This window comes from Serratia sp. C2(1), assembly GCF_036352655.1.
Classification (GTDB): Bacteria; Pseudomonadota; Gammaproteobacteria; order Enterobacterales; family Enterobacteriaceae; genus Serratia; species Serratia inhibens.
The window spans coordinates 368116-388487 of the sequence record NZ_JAZFBA010000002.1 but is presented as its reverse complement, the minus strand read 5'-3'; the positions used below and the strand labels follow the sequence as shown (position 1 = coordinate 388487).

Below are 20372 nucleotides of genomic sequence, written 5' to 3'. Positions count from 1 at the left end.
CCATGTCAGAACAACACAATAATCCACAGGTGATCCTTGAGCTGGCGGTCCGCAATCATCCCGGCGTGATGTCGCACGTGTGCGGCCTGTTTGCCCGCCGCGCCTTCAACGTGGAGGGTATCCTGTGCATGCCGTTGAAAGACGGCAAACAGAGCCGCATCTGGCTATTGGTGGCGGACGATCAACGGCTGGTGCAAATGATCAGCCAGGTGGAAAAACTCGAGGATGTGCTGCAGGTGAAACGCCACAACGAAGACATGCGGGTGTTTGAACAGTTGGAAGCCTTCTTCCAATAATGATATCCCCGTCGTATTTCATGCGGCAGCGTTGTTGGCTGCGTCCCTAAACCCCAGTCACTTACCCAAGTAAGCTCCGGGAGTTTAGGTTCTTGCCGCCTAGCTGTCGCATGAAATCCATAGGGGATAAAATTTGGTGCCCGACATCAGCCGGCCAGCACTTTCCACAGCAGATGCCGATACACCGGCATCAACGGTTGTTGGGATAAAGAGTAAAAGGTCCCGAGCGCCAGTATCCAACTCAGCACGCAGGCCACCCGCAACCGCACCGGCGACAGCCAGTTGCTCAGCCGATCGGCGCTGCGCTTGCCCTCACGCCACCAACGCCAGCTCAACCAGGCGGCCAGCCAAATCAGCACCACCACCGCAAACAGCAGGCATTTGAATAACGCGCTGCTGGCGCTGGCGGGAATGTCTATCGCCACGCCGGCCAGAATACCCGGGAAGAAATAGACCGGCGGCCAGGTGATGCAGCCGATAATGTTAGGCAAGGCGAATTTGTACGGCGGCAGGTCGAGCATCCCGGCGACCATCGGCACCAGCGGGCGCGTCGGGCCGACAAAACGGCCAATCAGAATGGTCGCCATACTGTGTTGATGCAGCGCATGCTCGGTTTTGTCCAGCATCGCCTTGTTCTTTTTCAGAAATGACCAACGATGCAGCGGCCCCTTGAAGGCGCGGCCGATAAAATACGAGATCCAATCCCCCAGCAGGCAACCGAGGATCCCCGCCCCCCAGGCGTAATAGAAATCCACCTGGCCGCTGCCGATCAGCGCGCCAATGCTGGCCATCATTACCGTGCCGGGCAGCAGCAACCCCACCAGCGCCAGCGATTCCAGAAACGCGACAAACATGACGACCATCAGAGTGAAAGCCAATGATTGGGTGATCAAATGCTGCAGATAGGCTTCCATATACCTCTACTCGTAATCAAAAACGCGTGGGCGTGGGATTGTCCGGTGCGGCCGGAGGTGAGTCAACCGATGAATTGTATGCGTTTTTGGCAAAACCGCCCGACAATGGACAATCACTGTATAAAAACCCATACTGTAACTTATACCTATTGCCTTTCAGTTTAGCTTCTCAGGAACCGCGTGATGTCACTCCAACAGGGTTTTCTGCTCACCCGCCACTGGCGCGATACGCCCGCAGGTACCGAGGTGGAGTTTTGGCTGGCGACCGACCACGGGCCGCAGCAACTTCGCTTGTCACCGCAGACCTCAGTAGCCTTTATCCCCGCCGAACAGCGCCAGCGCGCTGAGCTGTTGCTGCGTGAAGAGCGGCAACTGGAACTGAAAACCCTGCCGTTGACCGATTTCCATCACCGCCCGGTGCTGGGGCTGTATTGCCGCCAGCACCGCCAATTGATCAAACTGGAAAAGCTGCTGAAAGATGGCGGTGTCGATGTCTACGAAGCCGATATTCGCCCGCCGGAACGCTACCTGATGGAACGTTTTATCACCGCGCCGGTGTGGTTCAGCGGCCGGCCCAATGGCAGCGGCCCACTGCTCGATGGCCAGATGAAACCGGCGCCGGACTACCGTCCGATGCTGAAAATGGTCTCGCTGGACATTGAAACCACCGCCCACGGCGAGCTGTATTCAATCGCGTTGGAAGGTTGCGGCCAGCGTCAGGTGTACATGCTGGGGCCGGCCAACGGCGGCAATGAACCGCTGGATTTCGAGCTGGAATACTGCACCAGCCGCCCACAGATGCTGGAACGACTGAATCAGTGGCTGGAACGGCACGATCCGGACGCCATCATCGGCTGGAACCTGGTGCAGTTCGATTTACGCGTGCTGCAAAAACACGCCGAGCGCTATCAAATTCCCCTGCGGCTGGGCCGTGGCGGCAACCTGCTGGAATGGCGCGAACACGGCTTCAAGCAGAATCACTTTTTCGCCTCCGCCGCCGGGCGGCTGATTATCGACGGTATAGAAGCGCTGAAATCCGCCACCTGGAACTTCCCTTCTTTCAGCCTGGAGTATGTAGCGCAAGCGCTGCTGGGTGAAGGCAAATCCATCGATAACCCCTACCAGCGAATGGCGGAAATCGATCGGCGCTTCGCCGAAGACAAACCGGCGCTGGCGCGCTACAACCTGAAGGACTGCGAGTTGGTCACGCGGATTTTCGCCAAAGCCGAACTGCTGACCTTCTTGCTGGAGCGCGCGACCGTCACCGGGCTGGCGGCGGACCGCAGCGGCGGTTCGGTGGCCGCATTCAGTAACCTGTATATGCCGCGCATGCACCGGCTGGGTTTTGTGGCGCCCAACCTCGGCGAGCAGCCGGAGGAACACAGCCCCGGCGGCTTTGTCATGGATTCCCAACCCGGCCTGTATGACTCGGTGCTGGTGCTGGATTACAAAAGCCTGTACCCGTCGATCATCCGCACCTTCCTGATCGATCCGGTCGGGCTGGTGGAGGGCATGCGGCACCCGGGCGATACCGATTCGGTACCCGGTTTTCGCCATGCGCGTTTCTCGCGCGGCAAACATTGCCTGCCGGCGATCGTCGAACAAATCTGGCAGGGACGCGAGGCGGCAAAGCGCCAACAAAACAAGCCGTTATCCCAGGCATTAAAAATCATCATGAACGCGCTGTACGGCGTGTTGGGATCGAGCGGCTGCCGCTTTTTCGATCCCCGCCTGGCGTCGTCGATCACCCTGCGCGGCCATGAGATCATGCGCCAGACGCGCGAACTGATCGAGGCACAGGGCTATCAGGTGATCTACGGCGACACCGATTCCACCTTCGTCTGGCTGAAACAGCCGCATGACGAGCAGCAGGCGGCGCAGATTGGCAAGGCGCTGGTGCAGCAGGTCAACCAATGGTGGCAGCAGCATCTTCGGCAACAATTCGGGCTGGAGAACGCGCTGGAGCTGGAGTTTGAAACCCATTACTCGCGCTTCCTGATGCCCACCATCCGCGGCGCCGAGCAAGGCAGTAAAAAACGTTATGCCGGGCTGATCGTCAAACCCGACGGCAGCGAAGAAATGGTCTATAAAGGGCTGGAAACGGTGCGTACCGACTGGACGCCCCTGGCGCAACAGTTCCAACAGTTGCTGTACCAGCGCATATTCAAACAGCAGCCGTATCAGGATTTTGTGCGTGAATACGTCAGCAAAACGCTTAACGGCGACTTTGACGAGCGGCTGGTCTACCGCAAGCGCCTGCGCAGGAAACTCGACGAGTATCAGCGCAACGTGCCGCCGCACGTCCGCGCAGCGCGTATCGCCGACGACTATAATCGTCAACAGGGTCGACCGCTGCAATACCAGAGCGGCGGCTGGATCAGCTACGTGATGACCGTGGCCGGGCCGGAACCCCTGGAGACCCAGCAATCGGCAATAGATTACCAGCATTATCTGGACCGCCAGTTGCAACCGGTGGCAGACGCTATACTCCCTTTTCTGCACGACGATTTTACCACGCTGGTCACCGGGCAGATGGGGCTGTTCTGACATTGCACCCGCCATGCGGGCTTTGGCGAAGGGTTAAGAAAAATCATCGGGTTTTGCAGGTGACGAACGCGCCGCCTTCCATTACCATAGCGCCCTTCCCAAATTCTGAACCACGCTGCGCCCATGCCGTCTCGCGACGCCCGCATGGCGTGAACCGCTATTGCCCGTCAAATCAAAATAAACCGGGATTAGCAAACGTTTGATACAGGTGCCGCGGCCCTTCCCGCCCGGTAACAAGACTTACTTAAAAAGAATCGAGCCGACAATATATGCCTTTTACACTTGGTCAACGCTGGATCAGCGATACGGAAAGCGAATTAGGTCTGGGAACCGTCGTGGCGCTGGATGTGCGCATGGTTACCCTGCTTTTCCCCGCAACCGGTGAAAACCGACTCTATGCCAGAAGTGACTCGCCAATCACCCGCGTGATGTTCAATCCGGGCGACACCATCAGCAACCACGAAGGGTGGGAGCTGCAGGTAGAAGAGGTCAAAGAGGATAACGGCCTGCTGACCTATATCGGCACCCGCCTGGACACCCAGGAAAGCGGTGTGGCGATGCGCGAAGTGCTGCTGGACAGCAAGCTGACTTTCAGCAAACCGCAGGACCGTCTGTTCGCCGGCCAGATCGACCGTATGGATCGCTTCGCCCTGCGTTTCCGTGCGCGTAAATACCAAAGCGAGCAGTATCGCCTGCCGTTCGCCGGCCTGCGCGGCATGCGTGCCAGCCTGATCCCTCACCAGTTGCACATCGCTTATGAAGTCGGGCAGCGCCACGCGCCACGCGTACTGCTGGCAGATGAAGTCGGTCTGGGGAAAACCATCGAAGCCGGGATGATCATCCATCAGCAACTGCTGGCGGGCCGCGCCGAGCGCGTACTGATCGTGGTGCCTGAGACCCTCCAGCACCAGTGGCTGGTCGAAATGATGCGCCGCTTCAACCTGTATTTCTCGCTGTTCGACGACAGCCGCTACTCGGAAGCCAAACTCGACAGCAGCAATCCGTTTGAAACCGAACAGCTGGTGATCTGTTCTCTGGATTTCGTGCGCCGCAACAAGCAGCGCCTGGAAGAGCTGGCGGACGCCCAGTGGGATCTGCTGGTGGTCGACGAAGCCCACCATCTGGCCTGGAGCGAAGAAGCGCCAAGCCGCGAATATCAGGTCATCGAACAGCTGGCGGAACATATCCCCGGCGTACTGCTGCTGACCGCAACCCCGGAGCAGCTTGGCCAGCAAAGCCACTTCGCCCGTCTGCGCCTGCTGGATCCTAGCCGTTTCCACGATTACCAAGAATTCGTCAGCGAACAGCAAAAATACCGCCCGGTCGCCGATGCCGTTACCCTGCTGCTCAGCGGTGAACGTCTGGCCGATGACAAGCTGAACATGCTGGGCGAGTTGATCGACGAACAGGACATCGAACCGCTGCTGAAAGCCGCCAATAGTGACGCCGAGGGTGCCGAGCAGGCGCGCCAGGAGCTGGTCACCATGCTGATGGACCGCCACGGCACCAGCCGCGTGCTGTTCCGCAACACCCGCAACGGCGTTAAAGGCTTCCCGCACCGCAATCTGCACCAGATCAAGCTGCAACTGCCGACCCAGTACCAGACTGCCATCAAAGTGTCCGGCATCATGGGGGCAAAGAAAACCGTTGAGGCGCGCGCGCGCGACATGCTGTACCCGGAGCAAATCTATCAGGAGTTCGAAGGCGAGAACGCCACCTGGTGGAACTTTGATCCGCGCGTGGAGTGGCTGCTGGACTACCTGGTGGCCAACCGCGATAAGAAAGTGCTGGTGATCTGCGCCAAGGCCGACACTGCGCTGCAATTGGAACAGGTGCTGCGTGAGCGCGAAGCGATCCGCGCCGCGGTGTTCCACGAAGGGCTGTCGATTATCGAACGCGATCGTGCCGCCGCCTACTTCGCCTCTGAAGAAGACGGCGCTCAGGTGTTGTTGTGCTCGGAGATCGGTTCCGAAGGCCGCAACTTCCAGTTCGCCAGCCACCTGGTGATGTTCGACCTGCCGTTCAACCCCGATCTGCTGGAGCAGCGTATCGGCCGTCTGGACCGTATCGGCCAGATGCATGAAATTGAAATCATGGTGCCGTACCTGGAAAACACCGCTCAGGCGGTGCTGGTACGTTGGTTCCATGAAGGGCTGGACGCCTTCGAGCACACCTGCCCGACCGGCCGCACCATTTATGACAGCGGCTACGAGCAGTTGATCGGCTTCCTGGCTGCGCCGACCGAGCATGAAGGGTTGGAAGAATTCATTCACGCCTGCCGCCAGCAGCACGACCACCTCAAGGCGCAGTTGGAACAGGGCCGCGATCGCCTGCTGGAAATGCACTCCAACGGCGGCGAGAAAGCACAGGAGCTGGCGGAAGCCATCGCCAATCAAGACAACGACGTCAACCTGGTGGGCTTTGCGCTTAACCTGTTCGACATCGTCGGCATCAACCAGGACGATCGCAGCGACAATCTGATTGTGCTGACGCCGTCCGATCATATGCTGGTACCGGACTTCCCGGGCCTGCCGCAGGACGGCTGCACCGTCACCTTCGATCGCGAGCAGGCTCTGTCACGTGAAGACGCGCAGTTCGTCAGTTGGGAACACCCGATCATCCGCAACGGCCTGGATCTGATCCTGTCCGGCGATACCGGCAGCTGTGCGGTGTCCTTGCTGAAAAACAAAGCGCTGCCGGTCGGCACCTTGCTGGTTGAACTGGTGTACGTGGTTGAGGCGCAGGCACCGAAACACCTGCAACTGACTCGCTTCCTGCCGCCAACGCCAATCCGCATGCTGATGGACCGCAAAGGCACCAACCTGGCGGCGCAGGTCGAGTTCGAAAGCTTCAACCGCCAGCTGAACGCGGTGAACCGCCATACCTCCAGCAAACTGGTCAACGCGGTGCAACAGGACGTGCACGCCATGCTGCAACAGGCGGAAAGCCTGGTTGAAGCCCAGGCGCGCGCACTGATTGAACAGGCGAAACAGGAAGCGGACGACAAGCTGAGCACCGAGCTGGCACGTCTGGAAGCGCTGAAGGCGGTTAACCCGAATATCCGTGATGACGAAGTGGAAGCGCTGGAGTTCAACCGTAAACAGGTGCTGATCAACCTGAATGAAGCGGGATGGCGCCTGGACGCTATCCGTCTGGTGGTGGTCACTCACCAGTAACCTGCGGTACGGGGAACTCCGGTTCCCCGTACCGTCACTTTCAGCGGAGCCAAGATGGAACCCTACAATCCCCCTCAGGACCCGATGCATATCCTGTATCAGGATGAGCACATTATCGTGGTCAACAAGGCGAGCGGTCTGCTGTCGGTGCCTGGCCGCGCACCGGAAAACAAAGACAGCCTGATGACGCGCATTCAGGCCGATTTTCCGGCCGCCGAATCGGTGCATCGCCTGGATATGGCGACCAGCGGGGTGATTGTGGTGGCGCTGAACAAGGCCGCAGAGCGTGAGCTCAAGCGTCAGTTCCGCGATCGCGAGCCGAAGAAATCCTATATCGCCCGCGTGTGGGGCCATCTGGAGCACGATGAAGGGCTGGTGGATTTACCGCTGATTTGCGACTGGCCGAACCGGCCACTGCAAAAAGTATGCTTCGAAACCGGCAAAGCGGCGCAAACCGGGTATCTGGTGCTGTCGCGCGATGCCGATGGCAGCACGCGGGTAAAACTGACGCCGATCACCGGCCGCTCTCACCAGTTGCGCGTACACATGCTGGCACTGGGCCACCCGATCCTCGGTGACGGGTTCTATGCCCATCCCGAAGCCAAGGCAATGGCGCCGCGGTTACAACTGCATGCGCAGGAACTGCGCATCACCCATCCGGCATTCCAGACGCCGATGCATTTCCGCGCCGAGCCGGATTTCTGATAGCCCAGGGATACCCTAAATAACTCGAGTTGCAGGAAGGCGGCAACTAAGCGCAACCCCGGGAGCGTACAAAAAGTACGTGACCGGGGTAAGCGCAGGCAGCCAACACACCTGCGGCTCGAAGTATGACGGGTATCGTTATTTGAAGCCTTTCTCGCGTTTGATCAGATCGTACGCCGCCTGAATTTCCTGCGCTTTCTGCTTGGCCATTTCCATCATTTGCGGCGGCAAACCTTTCGCCACCAGTTTATCCGGATGGTGTTCGCTCATCAGCTTGCGGTAGGCGCGCTTGATGGTGGTGGCGTCGTCACTGCTGCTGACACCCAGCACTTTGCAGGCATCCTCCAACGTTGGCCCGCGCTGCGCTTGCTGATAGCCGCCCTGCTGACCACCGCCAAACTGACGCCCGCCTTCCATCATGCTGAGGAACTGATCGAACTGCGCACGCGAGATGCCCAGCTCTTCGGCGATCACGTACAGCACCTGACGTTCGTTCGGATGCAGCGAGCCGTCGGCAAACGCCGCCTGGATTTGAATTTCCAGAAACATCCGAATCAGGTCAAAACGGCCGAAACAGATGCTGCGGAACTGCTGCAACGTCTCTCTCAGCGGGAACTGGCTCTGTTTGCCTTCGCGAAACGCCTGTTGCGCCGCCGTACGGGCTTCACCGTGCAGTTGCAGACGATCCATAAACAGGCTGGCGATCTGAATATCCGCCTCGGTAACGCGCCCTTTTGATTTGGTCAGGTGACCCATCACCTGAAAAGTGGTGCGGAAAAACAGCGTTTGCCGCGTTTGCTGGTCGGCGAAAAAGCCCCGACCGCGCTTATTGCTGCGCGCAGTGTCGATCATATGACCGACAATCAGCCCCAAAACTACACCCCAGAATCCCGCGCCAGCCCAAATGGCAACGATGACCCCGAGCAGTTTTCCCCAATACTGCATATACTCCTCAATTATCATGCCGAAAGCCGCCGGCTCCCTTCTGTCTTAGATAAGGGTTAAGGCGATTTTTCCCAGGATTTGGATTATCATACCTGTCATTTATCTTTGCGCCTAACGACGACGCAAGTAAACGGCAGGATTTAACACTAGCGCAACGCAGATGAGTGATATAGTCTCTGACCGTTTGCCGGACATGACGCCTCTGATGACGGAACACCAAAACCGCGTATGAAAAAAAGTTTCCCAACACTGCTGGCCACAATGATTTGGACGGCACTCTACAGTCAGCACGCGCTGGCTGATCTGGCCGAGCAATGCATGCTTGGCGTTCCTGTTTATGACAAACCGCTGGTCAGCGGCGATCCGAACAGCCTGCCGGTCACCATCCATGCGGATGACTCCAAAGCGGACTATCCGAAAAGCGCCCTGTTCACCGGCAACGTGAATATCGAACAAGGCAACAGCACCCTGACTGCCAAGCAAGTGGAACTGAACCAGACGCAAAATCCGGGGCAGACCGAACCGGTTCGCACCGTGACGGCAACCGGCGATGTGCACTACAGCGACAATCAGATCAAGCTTAAAGGCCCGAAAGCCTGGTCGAACCTGAACAATAAAGATACCGACGTCTATCAGGGCGACTACCAAATGGTAGGCCGTCAGGGGCGCGGCGACGCCGACAAGATGAAGATGCGCGGTGCCAACCGTTACACCATTCTGGAAAACGGCACCTTTACCTCTTGTTTGCCTGGCGATAACAGCTGGAGCGTCGTCGGTTCCGAAGTGATCCATGACCGCGAAGAGCAGGTCGCTGAAGTCTGGAACGCCCGCTTCAAAATCGGTGGCGTACCGGTGTTTTACAGCCCGTACCTGCAATTGCCGGTCGGCGATAAACGCCGTTCAGGCTTCCTGATCCCGAATGCAAAATACGGCAGCAACAATGGCTTTGAGTTCATGTTGCCGTATTACTGGAACATCGCACCTAACTTCGACGCCACCATCACACCACACTACATGTCCAAACGTGGCCTGCAGTGGCAGAACGAATTCCGTTATCTGGTGCAGCCCGGCTTGGGCCTGATGGAGTTCGACTGGCTGCCGGACGATAAGGAATACAGCAAGGACAATCCTGACGACAGCACCCGCTGGTTATTCTACTGGAACCATAACGGCGTGATGGACCAGGTGTGGCGTTTTAACGCCGATTACACCAAAGTCAGCGACTCCAAATACTTTACCGATCTGGACTCGAAATACGGCTCTACCACCGACGGTTACGCAACGCAGAAATTCAGCGTTGGCTACGCCATTGACAACTGGGATGCCACCTTAAGCTCCAAGCAATTCCAGGTCTACGACGACACCGATCGCGCCAGTTCCGAATCCTATAAAGTGCAACCGCAGCTGGACCTGAATTACTATAAAAACGATCTCGGTCCGTTCGATTTGCGCATTTACGGCCAGGGGGCCAAGTTCACCAGCGTCAACCCGTATAGCCCGGACGCCACCCGTTTGCACCTGGAGCCAACGCTCAGCCTGCCATTGACCAACGGCTGGGCCAGCCTGAACACCGAAGCCAAACTGCTGGCCACCCATTATCAGCAGGATATTCCTGACGGTTTCGCCAACAACTACAAGAACCGTACCGGCAACAATGCACCAGACCTCGAGGATTCGGTCAACCGCGTGTTGCCGCAGTTCAAGGTCGACGGCAAAATGGTGTTCGACCGCAACATGAACTGGTCGGAGGGTTACACCCAAACCCTGGAGCCGCGCGTGCAGTACCTGTACGTGCCGTACCGCGACCAGAGCAACATCTATACCTACGACACCACCCTGCTGCAAACCGACTACTCCGGCCTGTTCCGCGACCGCACTTACAGCGGCCTGGATCGCATCGCTTCGCAAAACCGTGTTTCCACCGGTTTAACCACGCGAATTTATGATGACGCGCTGGTTGAACGTTTTAACGCTTCCGTGGGTCAAATCTACTACTTCAGCCGTTCACGCACCGGCGACCAGACAAGCGGTTACGACAACAATGACGATACCGGCAGCCTGGCATGGGCCGGCGATACTTATTGGAAGATTGATGACCATTGGGGCCTGCGTGGCGGGCTGCAGTATGATACGCGTCTTGCCAGCGTCTCATTGGGTAACGGCGTGCTGGAGTACCGTCAGGATGCAGAACGCGTTCTGCAGCTGAACTACCGCTACGCCACGCCGGAATATATCCAGACGGCGCTGAACACCGCACAGGTGCCAGCCTATCAGGACGGGATTTCTCAGGTGGGCGTAACCGGCAGTTGGCCGATTGTCGATCGCTGGTCAATCGTGGGCGCTTATTACTACGATACTCGCGCGCAGCAGTCCGCCGATCAGTTGCTCGGTCTGAAGTACAACACCTGCTGCTGGGCAGTGACTCTGGGCTATGAGCGCAAGATCACCGACTGGAACAACAGCAACCAAAGCAGCGTTTATGACAACAAAGTTTCATTCAATATCGAACTGCGTGGCCTGAGCAGCGATCACAGCCTGGGCTCCGCGGAAATGCTGCGTTCCGGCATTCTGCCTTACCAGCGTGCATTTTGATACTTTGTAACACTTTGAAAACGAGAACTTTCACCCGCATTTGCGGATTACAGAATGGGAAATGTATGAAGAACTGGAGAACGCTTATTCTCGGATTGGTGGTTTGCGCCAATACCGCGTTCGCAGCACCCCAAGAAGTGGATAAAGTCGCCGCCGTCGTGGATAACGGCGTAGTGCTTGAGAGCGACGTGAACAGTCTGTTGCAGTCGGTGAAACTCAATGCGCAACAGGCCGGCCAGCAATTGCCGGATGACAATACGCTGCGTCACCAGATCCTTGAGCGTCTGATTACGGATAACATCCAGTTGCAGATGGCCAAGAAAATGGGGATCACCGTTTCCGATGCCGATCTGGACAAAGCCATCGGCAATATCGCCGCACAGAACAAAATGAGCATCGATCAGATGCGCAGCCGTCTGGCGTACGAAGGGTTGAACTACAACACCTACCGTTCCCAGATCCGCAAGGAAATGCTGATTTCTGAAGTGCGCAACAACGAAGTGCGCCGTCGCGTCACCATCCTGCCTCAGGAAGTGGACGCGCTGGCAAAACAGGTTGGCGCCCAGAACGGCAGCGATACCGAAATGAACATCAGCCACATCCTGATCCCGTTGCCGGAAAACCCGTCGCAGCAGCAGGTTGACGACGCTGAAGCCATGGCCAAAAAGCTGATGGGTGAAATCAACGGCGGCGCCGATTTCGGCAAGCTGGCGATCTCCTATTCTGCCGACTCCCAGGCGCTGAAAGGCGGCAACATGGGTTGGGGCAAGCTGCAAGAAATCCCTACCCTGTTTGCCGAAAGACTGGTTAACGCCAAAAAAGGCGACGTGGTCGGCCCGATCCGCTCCGGTGTCGGTTTCCACATTCTGAAAGTGAATGATATCCGCGGTGCCAACCAGTCCGTATCCGTGACCGAGGTTCATGCACGCCACATTCTGCTCAAACCTTCCGTGGTACTGACCGACGATCAGGCGCGTGCCAAATTGCTGGCAGTCGCCGAAGCGATCAAGAGCGGCAAGGCCAAGTTTGCTGACGAAGCCAAACAGCTGTCTCAGGATCCTGGTTCTGCACTGCAGGGCGGCGATCTGGGCTGGGCTTCTCCGGACATTTACGATCCGGCCTTCCGCGACGCGTTGATGAAGCTGAGCAAAGGCGAAGTCAGCCAACCCGTTCACTCTTCCTTCGGCTGGCACCTGATTCAGTTGCTGGATACGCGTCAGGTGGACAAAACCGACGCCGCGCAGAAAGATCGCGCTTACCGCATGCTGTTCAACCGCAAGTTTGCTGAAGAAGCACAGACCTGGATGCAGGAACAACGTGCTCAGGCTTACGTGAAGATCCTTGACGGTAATGCACAACAATAATCGCATAGTCATCACCCCCGGCGAACCCGCCGGGGTTGGGCCGGATTTAGTGGCAGCGCTGGCGCAACAGGATTGGCCTGTTGAGCTGGTGGTGTGCGCGGATCCGGCCTTGTTGCTTGAGCGCGCCCGGCAGTTGAACCTGCCGTTGCAGCTTCGCGACTATCAGGCGGGCCAACCCGCCCAGCCACAACGCGCAGGCACCCTGACGGTACTGCCGGTCGCCACCGCTCATGCGGTGGTGGCGGGCGAGCTGAACGTGGGCAACAGCGCCTACGTAGTGGAAACCCTGGCACGCGCCTGCGACGGTTGCCTGAACGGCGAGTTCGCCGCGCTGATCACCGGTCCGGTGAACAAAGGGGTGATCAACGACGCCGGCGTGCCCTTTATCGGCCATACCGAATTCTTTGCCGATCGCAGCGGTTGCGATCGCGTAGTGATGATGCTGGCAACCGAAGAACTGCGCGTGGCGCTGGCGACCACTCACCTGCCGTTGTTGGCGGTACCTGGCGCCATCACACGTCAAAGCCTGTTCGAAGTCATTCGCATCCTCGACAACGATTTGAAAACCAAATTTGGCATCGCCCAGCCGCAGATTTATGTCTGCGGACTGAACCCGCACGCAGGGGAAGGCGGCCATATGGGGCGCGAAGAGATCGATACCATCATCCCGGCGCTCGATGCGTTGCGCGAGGAGGGCATCGTTCTTATCGGCCCGCTGCCGGCGGACACCCTGTTCCAGCCCAAGTATCTGCAACATGCCGATGCGGTGCTGGCGATGTATCACGATCAGGGGCTGCCGGTGCTAAAATACCAAGGGTTCGGCCGGGCGGTAAATATCACCCTCGGTTTGCCTTTTATTCGTACCTCGGTCGACCACGGTACCGCTCTGGAACTGGCCGGCACCGGCACCGCCGATGCGGGCAGTTTCAAAACGGCCTTGAATCTCGCCATTAAAATGATAATTAATTGTAATGAATAATAAAGTCCACCAAGGGCACTTTGCCCGCAAACGCTTTGGACAAAACTTTTTAACCGATCAGTTTGTCATCGATAGCATTGTCTCCGCCATTCACCCGCAGCCGGGCGAAGCGGTGGTTGAGATCGGCCCCGGCCTGGGCGCATTGACCGAGCCGGTCGGCGCACGCATGGACCGCATGACGGTGATTGAGCTGGACCGCGATCTGGCGGCCCGCCTGGCAAACCACCCGCAGTTGAAAGACAAACTGACCATTCACCAGCAAGATGCCATGACGGTGAATTTCGCCGAGATGGCCGAGCAGGCCGGCCAACCGCTGCGCGTGTTTGGCAACCTGCCGTATAACATTTCGACGCCGCTGATGTTCCACCTTTTCAGCTATACTCAGGCCATTCGCGACATGCACTTTATGTTGCAAAAAGAGGTAGTCAACCGCCTGGTTGCCGGCCCGAACAGCAAAGCCTACGGGCGTTTGACCGTGATGGCGCAGTACTACTGCAACGTGATTCCGGTGCTGGAAGTACCGCCAACCTCGTTCACTCCGGCGCCGAAAGTGGATTCCGCCGTGGTACGTCTGGTGCCGCACCAGGTGAACCCAAACCCGGTGGGCGACGTGCGTATGCTGAGCCGCATTACAACTCAGGCATTCAACCAACGCCGGAAAACCGTTCGCAACAGCCTGGGCGATCTGTTCACCCCAGAGCAGTTGACGGAATTGGGTGTCGATCCGACGTTAAGAGCAGAGAATATTTCTGTGGCGCAATACTGTAAGCTGGCTAACTGGCTTTCAGCCAATCCCGCGCCGCAGCAATAAGGAGTAGTGGTCATGATTGATTCGCCCCGTGTATGTATTCAGGTACAAAGTATCTACGTGGAATCACAGTCGATACCTGAGGAAGAACGTTACGTCTTCGCTTATACCATCACCATCCGCAATCTGGGGCGTTTCAACGTACAGCTGCTGGGCCGTTATTGGTTAATTACCAACAGCAACGGTCGCCAAACCGAAGTTCAGGGCGAAGGCGTGGTCGGCGAACAGCCGCTCATCCAGCCCGGCGGCGAATTCCAATACACCAGCGGCGCGGTCCTCGAAACGCCGCTGGGCACCATGGAAGGCCATTACGAGATGGTTGATCATCAAGGTCAACCGTTCCGCACCGCTATTCCCGTGTTCCGCTTAGCTATTCCAACGCTGATTCACTAACTATGTCGACATATCTTATCGGCGACGTTCATGGCTGTTTTGATGAACTGCAGTCGCTATTGGCTCAGGCTGCCTTCGATCCGCAAAACGATCGGCTGTGGCTGACCGGCGATCTGGTCGCCCGTGGCCCCGGTTCGCTGGACGTGTTGCGCTACGTGCGTTCGCTCGGCCCCGCGGTGCGCATGGTGTTGGGCAACCACGATCTGCATCTGCTGGCCGTCTATGCCGGCATTAGCCGCAACAAACCCAAAGACCGCATCACCCCGCTGCTGGAGGCCCCGGACGCCGACGAGCTGATCAACTGGCTGCGCCGCCAACCGGTGCTGCAGGTGGATGAAGAGCTCAAACTGGTGATGGCGCATGCCGGCATCACGCCACAGTGGGACATCGAAACCGCCCAGCTGTGCGCCCGCGAAGTAGAAGCGGTACTGAGCAGCGACAGCTATCCGTTGTTCCTGGATGCCATGTACGGCGATATGCCGAACAACTGGATCCCGGAACTGAGTGGGTTGGCTCGCCTGCGTTTCAGCACCAATGCGCTGACGCGCATGCGTTACTGTTTCCCGAACGGCCAGCTCGACATGATCTGTAAAGATGCGCCGGGCACCGCCCCTGCGCCGCTGAAACCCTGGTTTGAATTGCCGCGTTTAGTGGATCCTGAATACACCATTATTTTTGGTCATTGGGCATCGCTGGAAGGTAAAGGCACGCCAGAGGGCATTGTGGGTCTCGATACCGGCTGTTGTTGGGGAGGCGATCTGACCATGTTGCGCTGGGAAGACCGGCAGTACTTCACTCAACCTTCGAACCGCCGCGACATACTCGACGGCGCGAATACGCTGGCAGCGTCATAATAAAACCGGGGCAGTTCGACGCTGCCCCGGCCTTTTCTGCTTTTAAACTCAAGCGCCAATCACCCCGCCATCCTCACGCGTAATCATCAAGACTGACGAGCGCGGACGCGGACTGTTATTCGGGAAATGAGAGTCGCCTTCTTCACCCGGGTGCTGCACGTTGACGAACATCGTCTTGTAATCCGGCGTGAAGGTGATGCCGGTCAGCTCGCACGATTTCGGCCCAACCATAAAGCGACGGATTTCACCGCTCAGCGGGTCCCCCACCAGCATTTGGTTATTTCCCTGCCCGGCATAATCGCCCTTGTTGCTGTATTTGCCGTCGGTGAGGATCCACAGGCGCCCCGCCTTATCAAAGCCTAACCCGTCCGGGCTGTTAAAGGTGTTATCTGCGGTGATGTTCGGCGTACCGCGATTGACCCCTTCCGGATGCGCGATCGGGTTGCCGCACAGCGCATAAATATCCCAAGAAAAAGAGGTTGCTGTGGCGTCGCCGCCCTCATCCCAGCGGATAATCTGGCCGTAAACATTGTTCGGTCGCGGATTGGCGGCGTTCAACGGCATCCCTTCTTCACCGCGCTTGCTGTTATTGGTCAGCGTGCAATAGGCGCGCCCGTCATGCGGATTCACGGCGATCCATTCAGGGCGATCCATTTTAGTCGCCCCCACCTGCGCCGCGGCCTTGCGCGCGAAGATCAACACCTCCGCCTCATCGCGGAAGCCGTTTTCCGGCGTCAGGCCGTTTTTGCCGAACTCCAGCGCAATCCACCGCCCTGTCCCCTTCAACGGCGTGCCGCCGGCGTCACCGTCAAACTGCGCCACATACAGTGTGCCTTCATCCAGCAGGCTGCGGTTATTGGCCGGATTGGCGATATCCACCAGGCCTTTGGAGACATACTTATAGATATGTTCGCCACGCTCGTCGTCACCCATGTACACCACCAGACGCCCGTCCTTGGCGACGGTCACGGCGGCATTTTCGTGCTTGAAGCGGCCCAGTGCGGTGTGTTTGATTGGCGTTGACGTAGGGTTCATCGGGTCGATTTCGACGATCCAACCGTGACGGTTGAATTCATTCGGGTTCTTCGCCACGTCAAAGCGGTCATCATAGTCCGGCCAGTTGCGCTCCGGTTCGCTGACCTTCAGCGTATAGCGTTTCTGTTCCGCCGTGGTCTGGTAATCGGCCTGGTGGGTACCGAAATAGGTATCGAAATTCTCTTCGCAGGTCAGGTAAGTGCCCCAGGGGGTTTTGCCGTTAGCGCAGTTGCCGAAAGTGCCCAGCACCTTGCGTCCTGTGGGATCGGCTGCGGTTTGCAGCAGCGGGTGGCCGGCGGCCGGGCCGCTGAACTGCATCTCGGTGTTGGCGGTGATACGGCGGTTATAGCGCGAAGGGCGTTCCACTTCCCAGCGTTGACTATCCCCGGCGCGCTTTACCGCCACGATGGACACGCCATGCGCCGCCTGGGATTTACGTACGTCCTCCAGGCTGGTGGCCTTGCTGCCACCGTGGGCGAACAGATATTGCTCGTTAACGTATTCGTTGTTGATGGCCATCACGCCGTGATTGTCATCAATCGGGAAGAAACTCATGCCGTCATTGTTGTCGCCAAACTGCTTTTCCTGATCGGCGGCGCTGTTGTTGCCCTGGGCGTCAAATGCGGCGGCACCCTCCACCAGCGGCTCCCCCCAGGAGATCAACACCTCGGCACGATACCCCGGCGCGATCACCACCTCATCCGCAGTGGAGGCCGCAATACCTTTAAAACCCAACAACTTGTTCGGTGGCAAATCCTCGGCCAGCGCCTCAGCGGAAACCGTCCAGATGCCGCCGCCAAGGAAACTCGCCAGACCCACGGCACCTGCGCTGCCGAGCAGCAGTTTACGACGGGTGGGATCGGTCAGGCGGTCGGCGTCTAATTGCTCAATTTTGCTCGTCATGGTTTCATTTCCTTTTTTAATGGCGCCGCGATCAAAATTCACCAGAGTTGCCGGGCGCTCGAAGTTGAACTTCATACTAATCAGGAAGTGTGACGAAAATGTTACAACCAAAGGGCGTAAAAACGACAAAGGGCACAATCTCTTGTGCCCTTTGGGGGAAGGTGACTAACGCCCGAAAATCAACGGCGTTCTAAAATCTCGAAGCAATAGCTGTGAGAGTTCAGTTCGTCAGCGTCATGAAACTCGCTGAACGAAGTTTCCCACTCGTCCGGCTCATAGTCCGGGAAATGGGTGTCGCCACCGACTTCGGCGTCGATATGCGTCAGGTACATGCGGTTAGCACGCGCCAGGAACTGGGTATAGATATGCCCACCGCCCATTACCATCACTTCTTCGACATCACCGGCCGCAGCCAGCGCTTCGTCCAGAGACGTAGCCCAGGTCACCCCGGTTTCACTGCCGGGACGGCTGCTTAAAACGATGTTATGGCGGCCCGGCAGCGGACGACCAATGGACTCGAACGTTTTACGGCCCATAATAACCGGTTTATTCAGCGTGTTACGTTTAAACCACGCTAAGTCCGCCGGCAGGTGCCACGGCATGGCGTTTTCCATGCCAATAACGCGATCCGCCGCCAAGGCAGCGATCAGGCTGATAATCATTGTTAAACCCTGTGTAGGCAGCAAAATTGCTCACACTATACGTAAAGGCCTATCTGCCGTCGATAGGCTAATCAAGCAAGATGAATATATAAGATAGCTCTTATCAGCATATCTAATAACCAGCGTTTACGGCCGCCGGATTTCATACCCCGGGACGTTTTCGATACAGCCACAACCCCGGTAATGACAGCCCTATCGATAACGCGCCAACGATAAAACACGCCTTGAGAAAATGGGTCATCATGGTGGCCATCAGCGCCTCGCTGTAACCCAGGTGCGAAATCTCCACGACGGTGATCATCGCGGTATAAGCGGAGATGCCCGGGAACATCGGGATTACCGCCGCCACGGTAAACACCTTCGGGTGCGCCAACAGCCAACGCGACCAGTAAATGCCGATCATGCCGATTAAAATCGCCGCCAGAAACGACGCCCATTCGATGTTCATGCCTGCATGTATCATCAGCATGCGCGAACCCCGGCCGACGGCGCCGAGCAGGGCGCAGTATCGCAGCGCGCGCAGCGGCACGTTGAACAGCATAGCGAACCCCAGCGCCGGTACCGCCGCCAGCAGCATCTCTTGCAGCAAAGCCCACAACAGACTCATGACCACCCCCGCAAATCCCACAGCGACATCGCCATCACCACGCCGATACAGGTAGCCAGCGTCAACAGGCTGGCCATCGTCCAACGTGCCAACCCGGTATTGATGTGGCCTTTGAACATATCCGCTACCGCGTTAATCAACGGGAATCCCGGCACCAGCAACAGCACGCTGGCGGCCATCGCCACGGTGGAGGTTTCGCTGAACGCCGGTAACCTCAATAACAGACCGGAAACCGAGGTGGCGACAAACGCCGTGAGACAAAAGTTGATCAGTGGATTCATATGGCGCGCGGTGAGCATCTGGCGCACCCACATCGCCAGACCGCTGGCGATAAAGGTCACGGCGAACGCTTTGTTGTCACCGCCGTTCAGCATGCTGAAGCAGCCGCACGACAGCGCCACCATCAGTACCACCAGCCAGCGCGGATAGCGCAGCGGGCGAATTTTCGCGAAGCGCCGCGCGACATCGTGCACATCCGCCAGCCGATGCTCCGCCAGAATGACGATATGCTGCACCTCGGTCACCATCTGCATATTGATGCCGCGATCGACATTCTTGCGCGTGGTGGTCAGGCATTCGCCATGACTGATGGTGGTCAGCACCACCGCATTGGCCGAAATGGAACTTTCCACGCTGTCCATGCCCAACGCCAGGCCCAGCCGGGTCGATAACTGTTCCACCACCATGCTTTCGGAGCCGTGCTGCAACAACAGCAAGGCGCATTGAATGCACAGGCGGGTGATTTCACGTTGTTGCCGGTGCGGCTCCGGCATTTCGATCGTTGGGGTTTGATTCATAGTATCCCGTGGTGCGCCCTGAGTAAAAGTTCATCATATTGCCTAACAGGGGCCCAATGGGTTGATGCTAATCAGGAGAGGCGGCGTTATTATCAACGCAATTACGATTTTTGTGCAGAGACGCAAACCATGCTTGAAACTTCGCTGTTCGTCGCCGGTCTTGCCGCGCTGGGAATGCTGTCGCCCGGCCCGGATTTTTTCCTGGTGATCAAGAATGCCACCCGCTATCCGCGCCCGGCGGCCATGATGACCGCCTTCGGCGTGACCTGCGGCGTCGCCACCCATATGTCTTACTGCGTAGCCGGATTAGCGGTAGTGATCACCACCACGCCGTGGCTGTTCAACGTGCTGAAATATGCCGGTGCGGTCTACCTGATCTGGGTGGGCATTCAGGCATTGCTGTCGCGCGGGGGCGGCAAGTTGAGCGTCGGTAACCTGCCGCAGCAGCAGGTGAGCCTGAAAAGCGCTTTTGTTCAGGGCTATCTGTGCAACCTGCTCAACCCCAAAGCCACGCTGTTCTTCCTGGCGGTCTTCACGCAGGTGCTGCAGATCGACTCCGGGATGGGTGAAAAACTGTGGTATGCGGGGATTATCCTGGGCCTGTCCGCCCTCTGGTGGCCGGTGCTGGTGTTATTGTTTCAAAGCGGACCGGTACGTCGCGGATTGGAAAAAACGCAGAAGGTGGTCGACAAGCTGCTGGGCGGCATGCTGATTGCTCTGGGCATCAAGGTTGCACTGAGCTGATTTACCCGTCATACCTGTCGCCGCAGCGTTGTTGGCTGCGTACATTTACCC

Annotated in this window: 17 protein-coding genes; 11 read left to right on the top strand and 6 right to left on the bottom strand. The window is 57.8% G+C overall.

What is annotated here, in order from left to right; all coding sequences use genetic code 11:
• The first annotated feature begins 2 nt into the window (after nucleotides 1–2).
• Nucleotides 3–296, top strand: coding sequence for an acetolactate synthase small subunit (gene ilvN / locus V2S86_RS17375; protein WP_006317571.1), 294 nt, complete (start codon nucleotides 3–5; stop codon nucleotides 294–296).
• 146 nt (nucleotides 297–442) lie between these two features.
• On the opposite strand, the gene V2S86_RS17370 is transcribed toward ilvN, so the two are convergent.
• Entirely contained in the window at nucleotides 443–1210 is a 768-nt protein-coding gene (locus tag V2S86_RS17370) for a DedA family protein (RefSeq protein ID WP_330763461.1), read from the bottom strand.
• 183 nt (nucleotides 1211–1393) lie between these two features.
• Here V2S86_RS17370 and V2S86_RS17365 point away from each other — a divergent pair, with 183 nt between their 5' ends.
• The 3 genes from V2S86_RS17365 (at nucleotide 1394) to rluA (ending at nucleotide 7638) form a co-directional block, all read left to right on the top strand.
• Entirely contained in the window at nucleotides 1394–3757 is a 2364-nt protein-coding gene (locus tag V2S86_RS17365) for a DNA polymerase II (RefSeq protein ID WP_330763460.1), read from the top strand.
• A 269-nt stretch (nucleotides 3758–4026) separates the two neighbouring features.
• Nucleotides 4027–6933 carry an RNA polymerase-associated protein RapA gene (rapA, locus tag V2S86_RS17360; protein ID WP_330763459.1) on the top strand — a complete coding sequence of 969 codons (2907 nt, stop codon included), beginning with the start codon at nucleotides 4027–4029 and terminating at the stop codon, nucleotides 6931–6933.
• Between the two features lie 54 nt (nucleotides 6934–6987).
• A complete protein-coding gene (gene rluA, locus V2S86_RS17355) occupies nucleotides 6988–7638 on the top strand; it encodes a bifunctional tRNA pseudouridine(32) synthase/23S rRNA pseudouridine(746) synthase RluA (RefSeq protein ID WP_330763458.1) in 651 nt (216 codons plus the stop codon).
• A gap of 138 nt (nucleotides 7639–7776) precedes the next feature.
• On the opposite strand, the gene djlA is transcribed toward rluA, so the two are convergent.
• A complete protein-coding gene (gene djlA, locus V2S86_RS17350) occupies nucleotides 7777–8583 on the bottom strand; it encodes a co-chaperone DjlA (RefSeq protein ID WP_330763457.1) in 807 nt (268 codons plus the stop codon).
• A gap of 228 nt (nucleotides 8584–8811) precedes the next feature.
• On the opposite strand from djlA, the gene lptD reads away from it, so the two are divergent.
• From lptD to apaH, 6 genes are all read left to right on the top strand, one after another.
• Entirely contained in the window at nucleotides 8812–11175 is a 2364-nt protein-coding gene (gene lptD, locus V2S86_RS17345) for an LPS assembly protein LptD (protein ID WP_330763456.1), read from the top strand.
• Between the two features lie 65 nt (nucleotides 11176–11240).
• The gene (surA, locus tag V2S86_RS17340; protein WP_330763455.1) at nucleotides 11241–12539 is read left to right on the top strand and encodes a peptidylprolyl isomerase SurA; all 1299 of its coding nucleotides are present in this window, start codon (nucleotides 11241–11243) and stop codon (nucleotides 12537–12539) included.
• Nucleotides 12526–13518: a 4-hydroxythreonine-4-phosphate dehydrogenase PdxA gene (pdxA, locus tag V2S86_RS17335; protein WP_330763454.1), complete on the top strand. Its 993-nt coding sequence runs from the start codon at nucleotides 12526–12528 to the stop codon at nucleotides 13516–13518. Before surA ends, pdxA begins: the two co-directional genes overlap by 14 nt.
• Nucleotides 13511–14329 carry a 16S rRNA (adenine(1518)-N(6)/adenine(1519)-N(6))-dimethyltransferase RsmA gene (gene rsmA, locus V2S86_RS17330; RefSeq protein WP_330763453.1) on the top strand — a complete coding sequence of 273 codons (819 nt, stop codon included), beginning with the start codon at nucleotides 13511–13513 and terminating at the stop codon, nucleotides 14327–14329. The genes pdxA and rsmA overlap by 8 nt, the downstream gene beginning before the upstream one ends.
• A gap of 12 nt (nucleotides 14330–14341) precedes the next feature.
• The gene (gene apaG, locus V2S86_RS17325) at nucleotides 14342–14719 is read left to right on the top strand and encodes a Co2+/Mg2+ efflux protein ApaG (protein WP_311994037.1); all 378 of its coding nucleotides are present in this window, start codon (nucleotides 14342–14344) and stop codon (nucleotides 14717–14719) included.
• A 2-nt stretch (nucleotides 14720–14721) separates the two neighbouring features.
• Nucleotides 14722–15573, top strand: coding sequence for a bis(5'-nucleosyl)-tetraphosphatase (symmetrical) ApaH (gene apaH, locus V2S86_RS17320; RefSeq protein WP_330763452.1), 852 nt, complete (start codon nucleotides 14722–14724; stop codon nucleotides 15571–15573).
• Nucleotides 15574–15621: 48 nt separating this feature from the next.
• Here apaH and V2S86_RS17315 read toward each other — a convergent pair whose 3' ends face one another.
• The 4 genes from V2S86_RS17315 to V2S86_RS17300 form a co-directional block, all read right to left on the bottom strand.
• Nucleotides 15622–17511 (bottom strand): PhoX family protein, encoded by a 1890-nt coding sequence (locus tag V2S86_RS17315; protein ID WP_330763451.1) that lies wholly within the window; start codon nucleotides 17509–17511, stop codon nucleotides 15622–15624.
• Between the two features lie 179 nt (nucleotides 17512–17690).
• Nucleotides 17691–18173 (bottom strand): type 3 dihydrofolate reductase, encoded by a 483-nt coding sequence (folA, locus tag V2S86_RS17310; RefSeq protein WP_006317558.1) that lies wholly within the window; start codon nucleotides 18171–18173, stop codon nucleotides 17691–17693.
• A gap of 142 nt (nucleotides 18174–18315) precedes the next feature.
• Nucleotides 18316–18780, bottom strand: a complete 465-nt coding sequence (locus tag V2S86_RS17305; RefSeq protein WP_043912103.1) for a threonine/serine exporter — start codon at nucleotides 18778–18780, stop codon at nucleotides 18316–18318.
• On the bottom strand, nucleotides 18777–19577 hold the full coding sequence (locus V2S86_RS17300) for a threonine/serine ThrE exporter family protein (RefSeq protein WP_330763450.1): 801 nt from the start codon (nucleotides 19575–19577) through the stop codon (nucleotides 18777–18779). The genes V2S86_RS17305 and V2S86_RS17300 overlap by 4 nt, the downstream gene beginning before the upstream one ends.
• 129 nt (nucleotides 19578–19706) lie before the next feature.
• Between V2S86_RS17300 and V2S86_RS17295 the strand changes: the two genes are divergently transcribed.
• Nucleotides 19707–20321, top strand: coding sequence for a LysE family translocator (locus V2S86_RS17295; protein ID WP_330763449.1), 615 nt, complete (start codon nucleotides 19707–19709; stop codon nucleotides 20319–20321).
• The last annotated feature ends 51 nt before the right edge of the window (nucleotides 20322–20372 follow it).

Coding starts and splice junctions, on each gene's coding strand:
- V2S86_RS17295 (WP_330763449.1), top strand. CDS start 19,707: ATGCTTGAAACTTCGCTGTTCGTCGCCGGTCTTGCCGCGCTGGGAATG.
- pdxA (WP_330763454.1), top strand. CDS start 12,526: ATGCACAACAATAATCGCATAGTCATCACCCCCGGCGAACCCGCCGGG.
- V2S86_RS17300 (WP_330763450.1), bottom strand. CDS start 19,577: ATGAATCAAACCCCAACGATCGAAATGCCGGAGCCGCACCGGCAACAA.
- V2S86_RS17370 (WP_330763461.1), bottom strand. CDS start 1,210: ATGGAAGCCTATCTGCAGCATTTGATCACCCAATCATTGGCTTTCACT.
- ilvN (WP_006317571.1), top strand. CDS start 3: ATGTCAGAACAACACAATAATCCACAGGTGATCCTTGAGCTGGCGGTC.
- djlA (WP_330763457.1), bottom strand. CDS start 8,583: ATGCAGTATTGGGGAAAACTGCTCGGGGTCATCGTTGCCATTTGGGCT.
- rsmA (WP_330763453.1), top strand. CDS start 13,511: ATGAATAATAAAGTCCACCAAGGGCACTTTGCCCGCAAACGCTTTGGA.
- folA (WP_006317558.1), bottom strand. CDS start 18,173: ATGATTATCAGCCTGATCGCTGCCTTGGCGGCGGATCGCGTTATTGGC.
- lptD (WP_330763456.1), top strand. CDS start 8,812: ATGAAAAAAAGTTTCCCAACACTGCTGGCCACAATGATTTGGACGGCA.
- V2S86_RS17365 (WP_330763460.1), top strand. CDS start 1,394: ATGTCACTCCAACAGGGTTTTCTGCTCACCCGCCACTGGCGCGATACG.
- V2S86_RS17305 (WP_043912103.1), bottom strand. CDS start 18,780: ATGAGTCTGTTGTGGGCTTTGCTGCAAGAGATGCTGCTGGCGGCGGTA.
- V2S86_RS17315 (WP_330763451.1), bottom strand. CDS start 17,511: ATGACGAGCAAAATTGAGCAATTAGACGCCGACCGCCTGACCGATCCC.
- apaH (WP_330763452.1), top strand. CDS start 14,722: ATGTCGACATATCTTATCGGCGACGTTCATGGCTGTTTTGATGAACTG.
- rluA (WP_330763458.1), top strand. CDS start 6,988: ATGGAACCCTACAATCCCCCTCAGGACCCGATGCATATCCTGTATCAG.
- apaG (WP_311994037.1), top strand. CDS start 14,342: ATGATTGATTCGCCCCGTGTATGTATTCAGGTACAAAGTATCTACGTG.
- surA (WP_330763455.1), top strand. CDS start 11,241: ATGAAGAACTGGAGAACGCTTATTCTCGGATTGGTGGTTTGCGCCAAT.
- rapA (WP_330763459.1), top strand. CDS start 4,027: ATGCCTTTTACACTTGGTCAACGCTGGATCAGCGATACGGAAAGCGAA.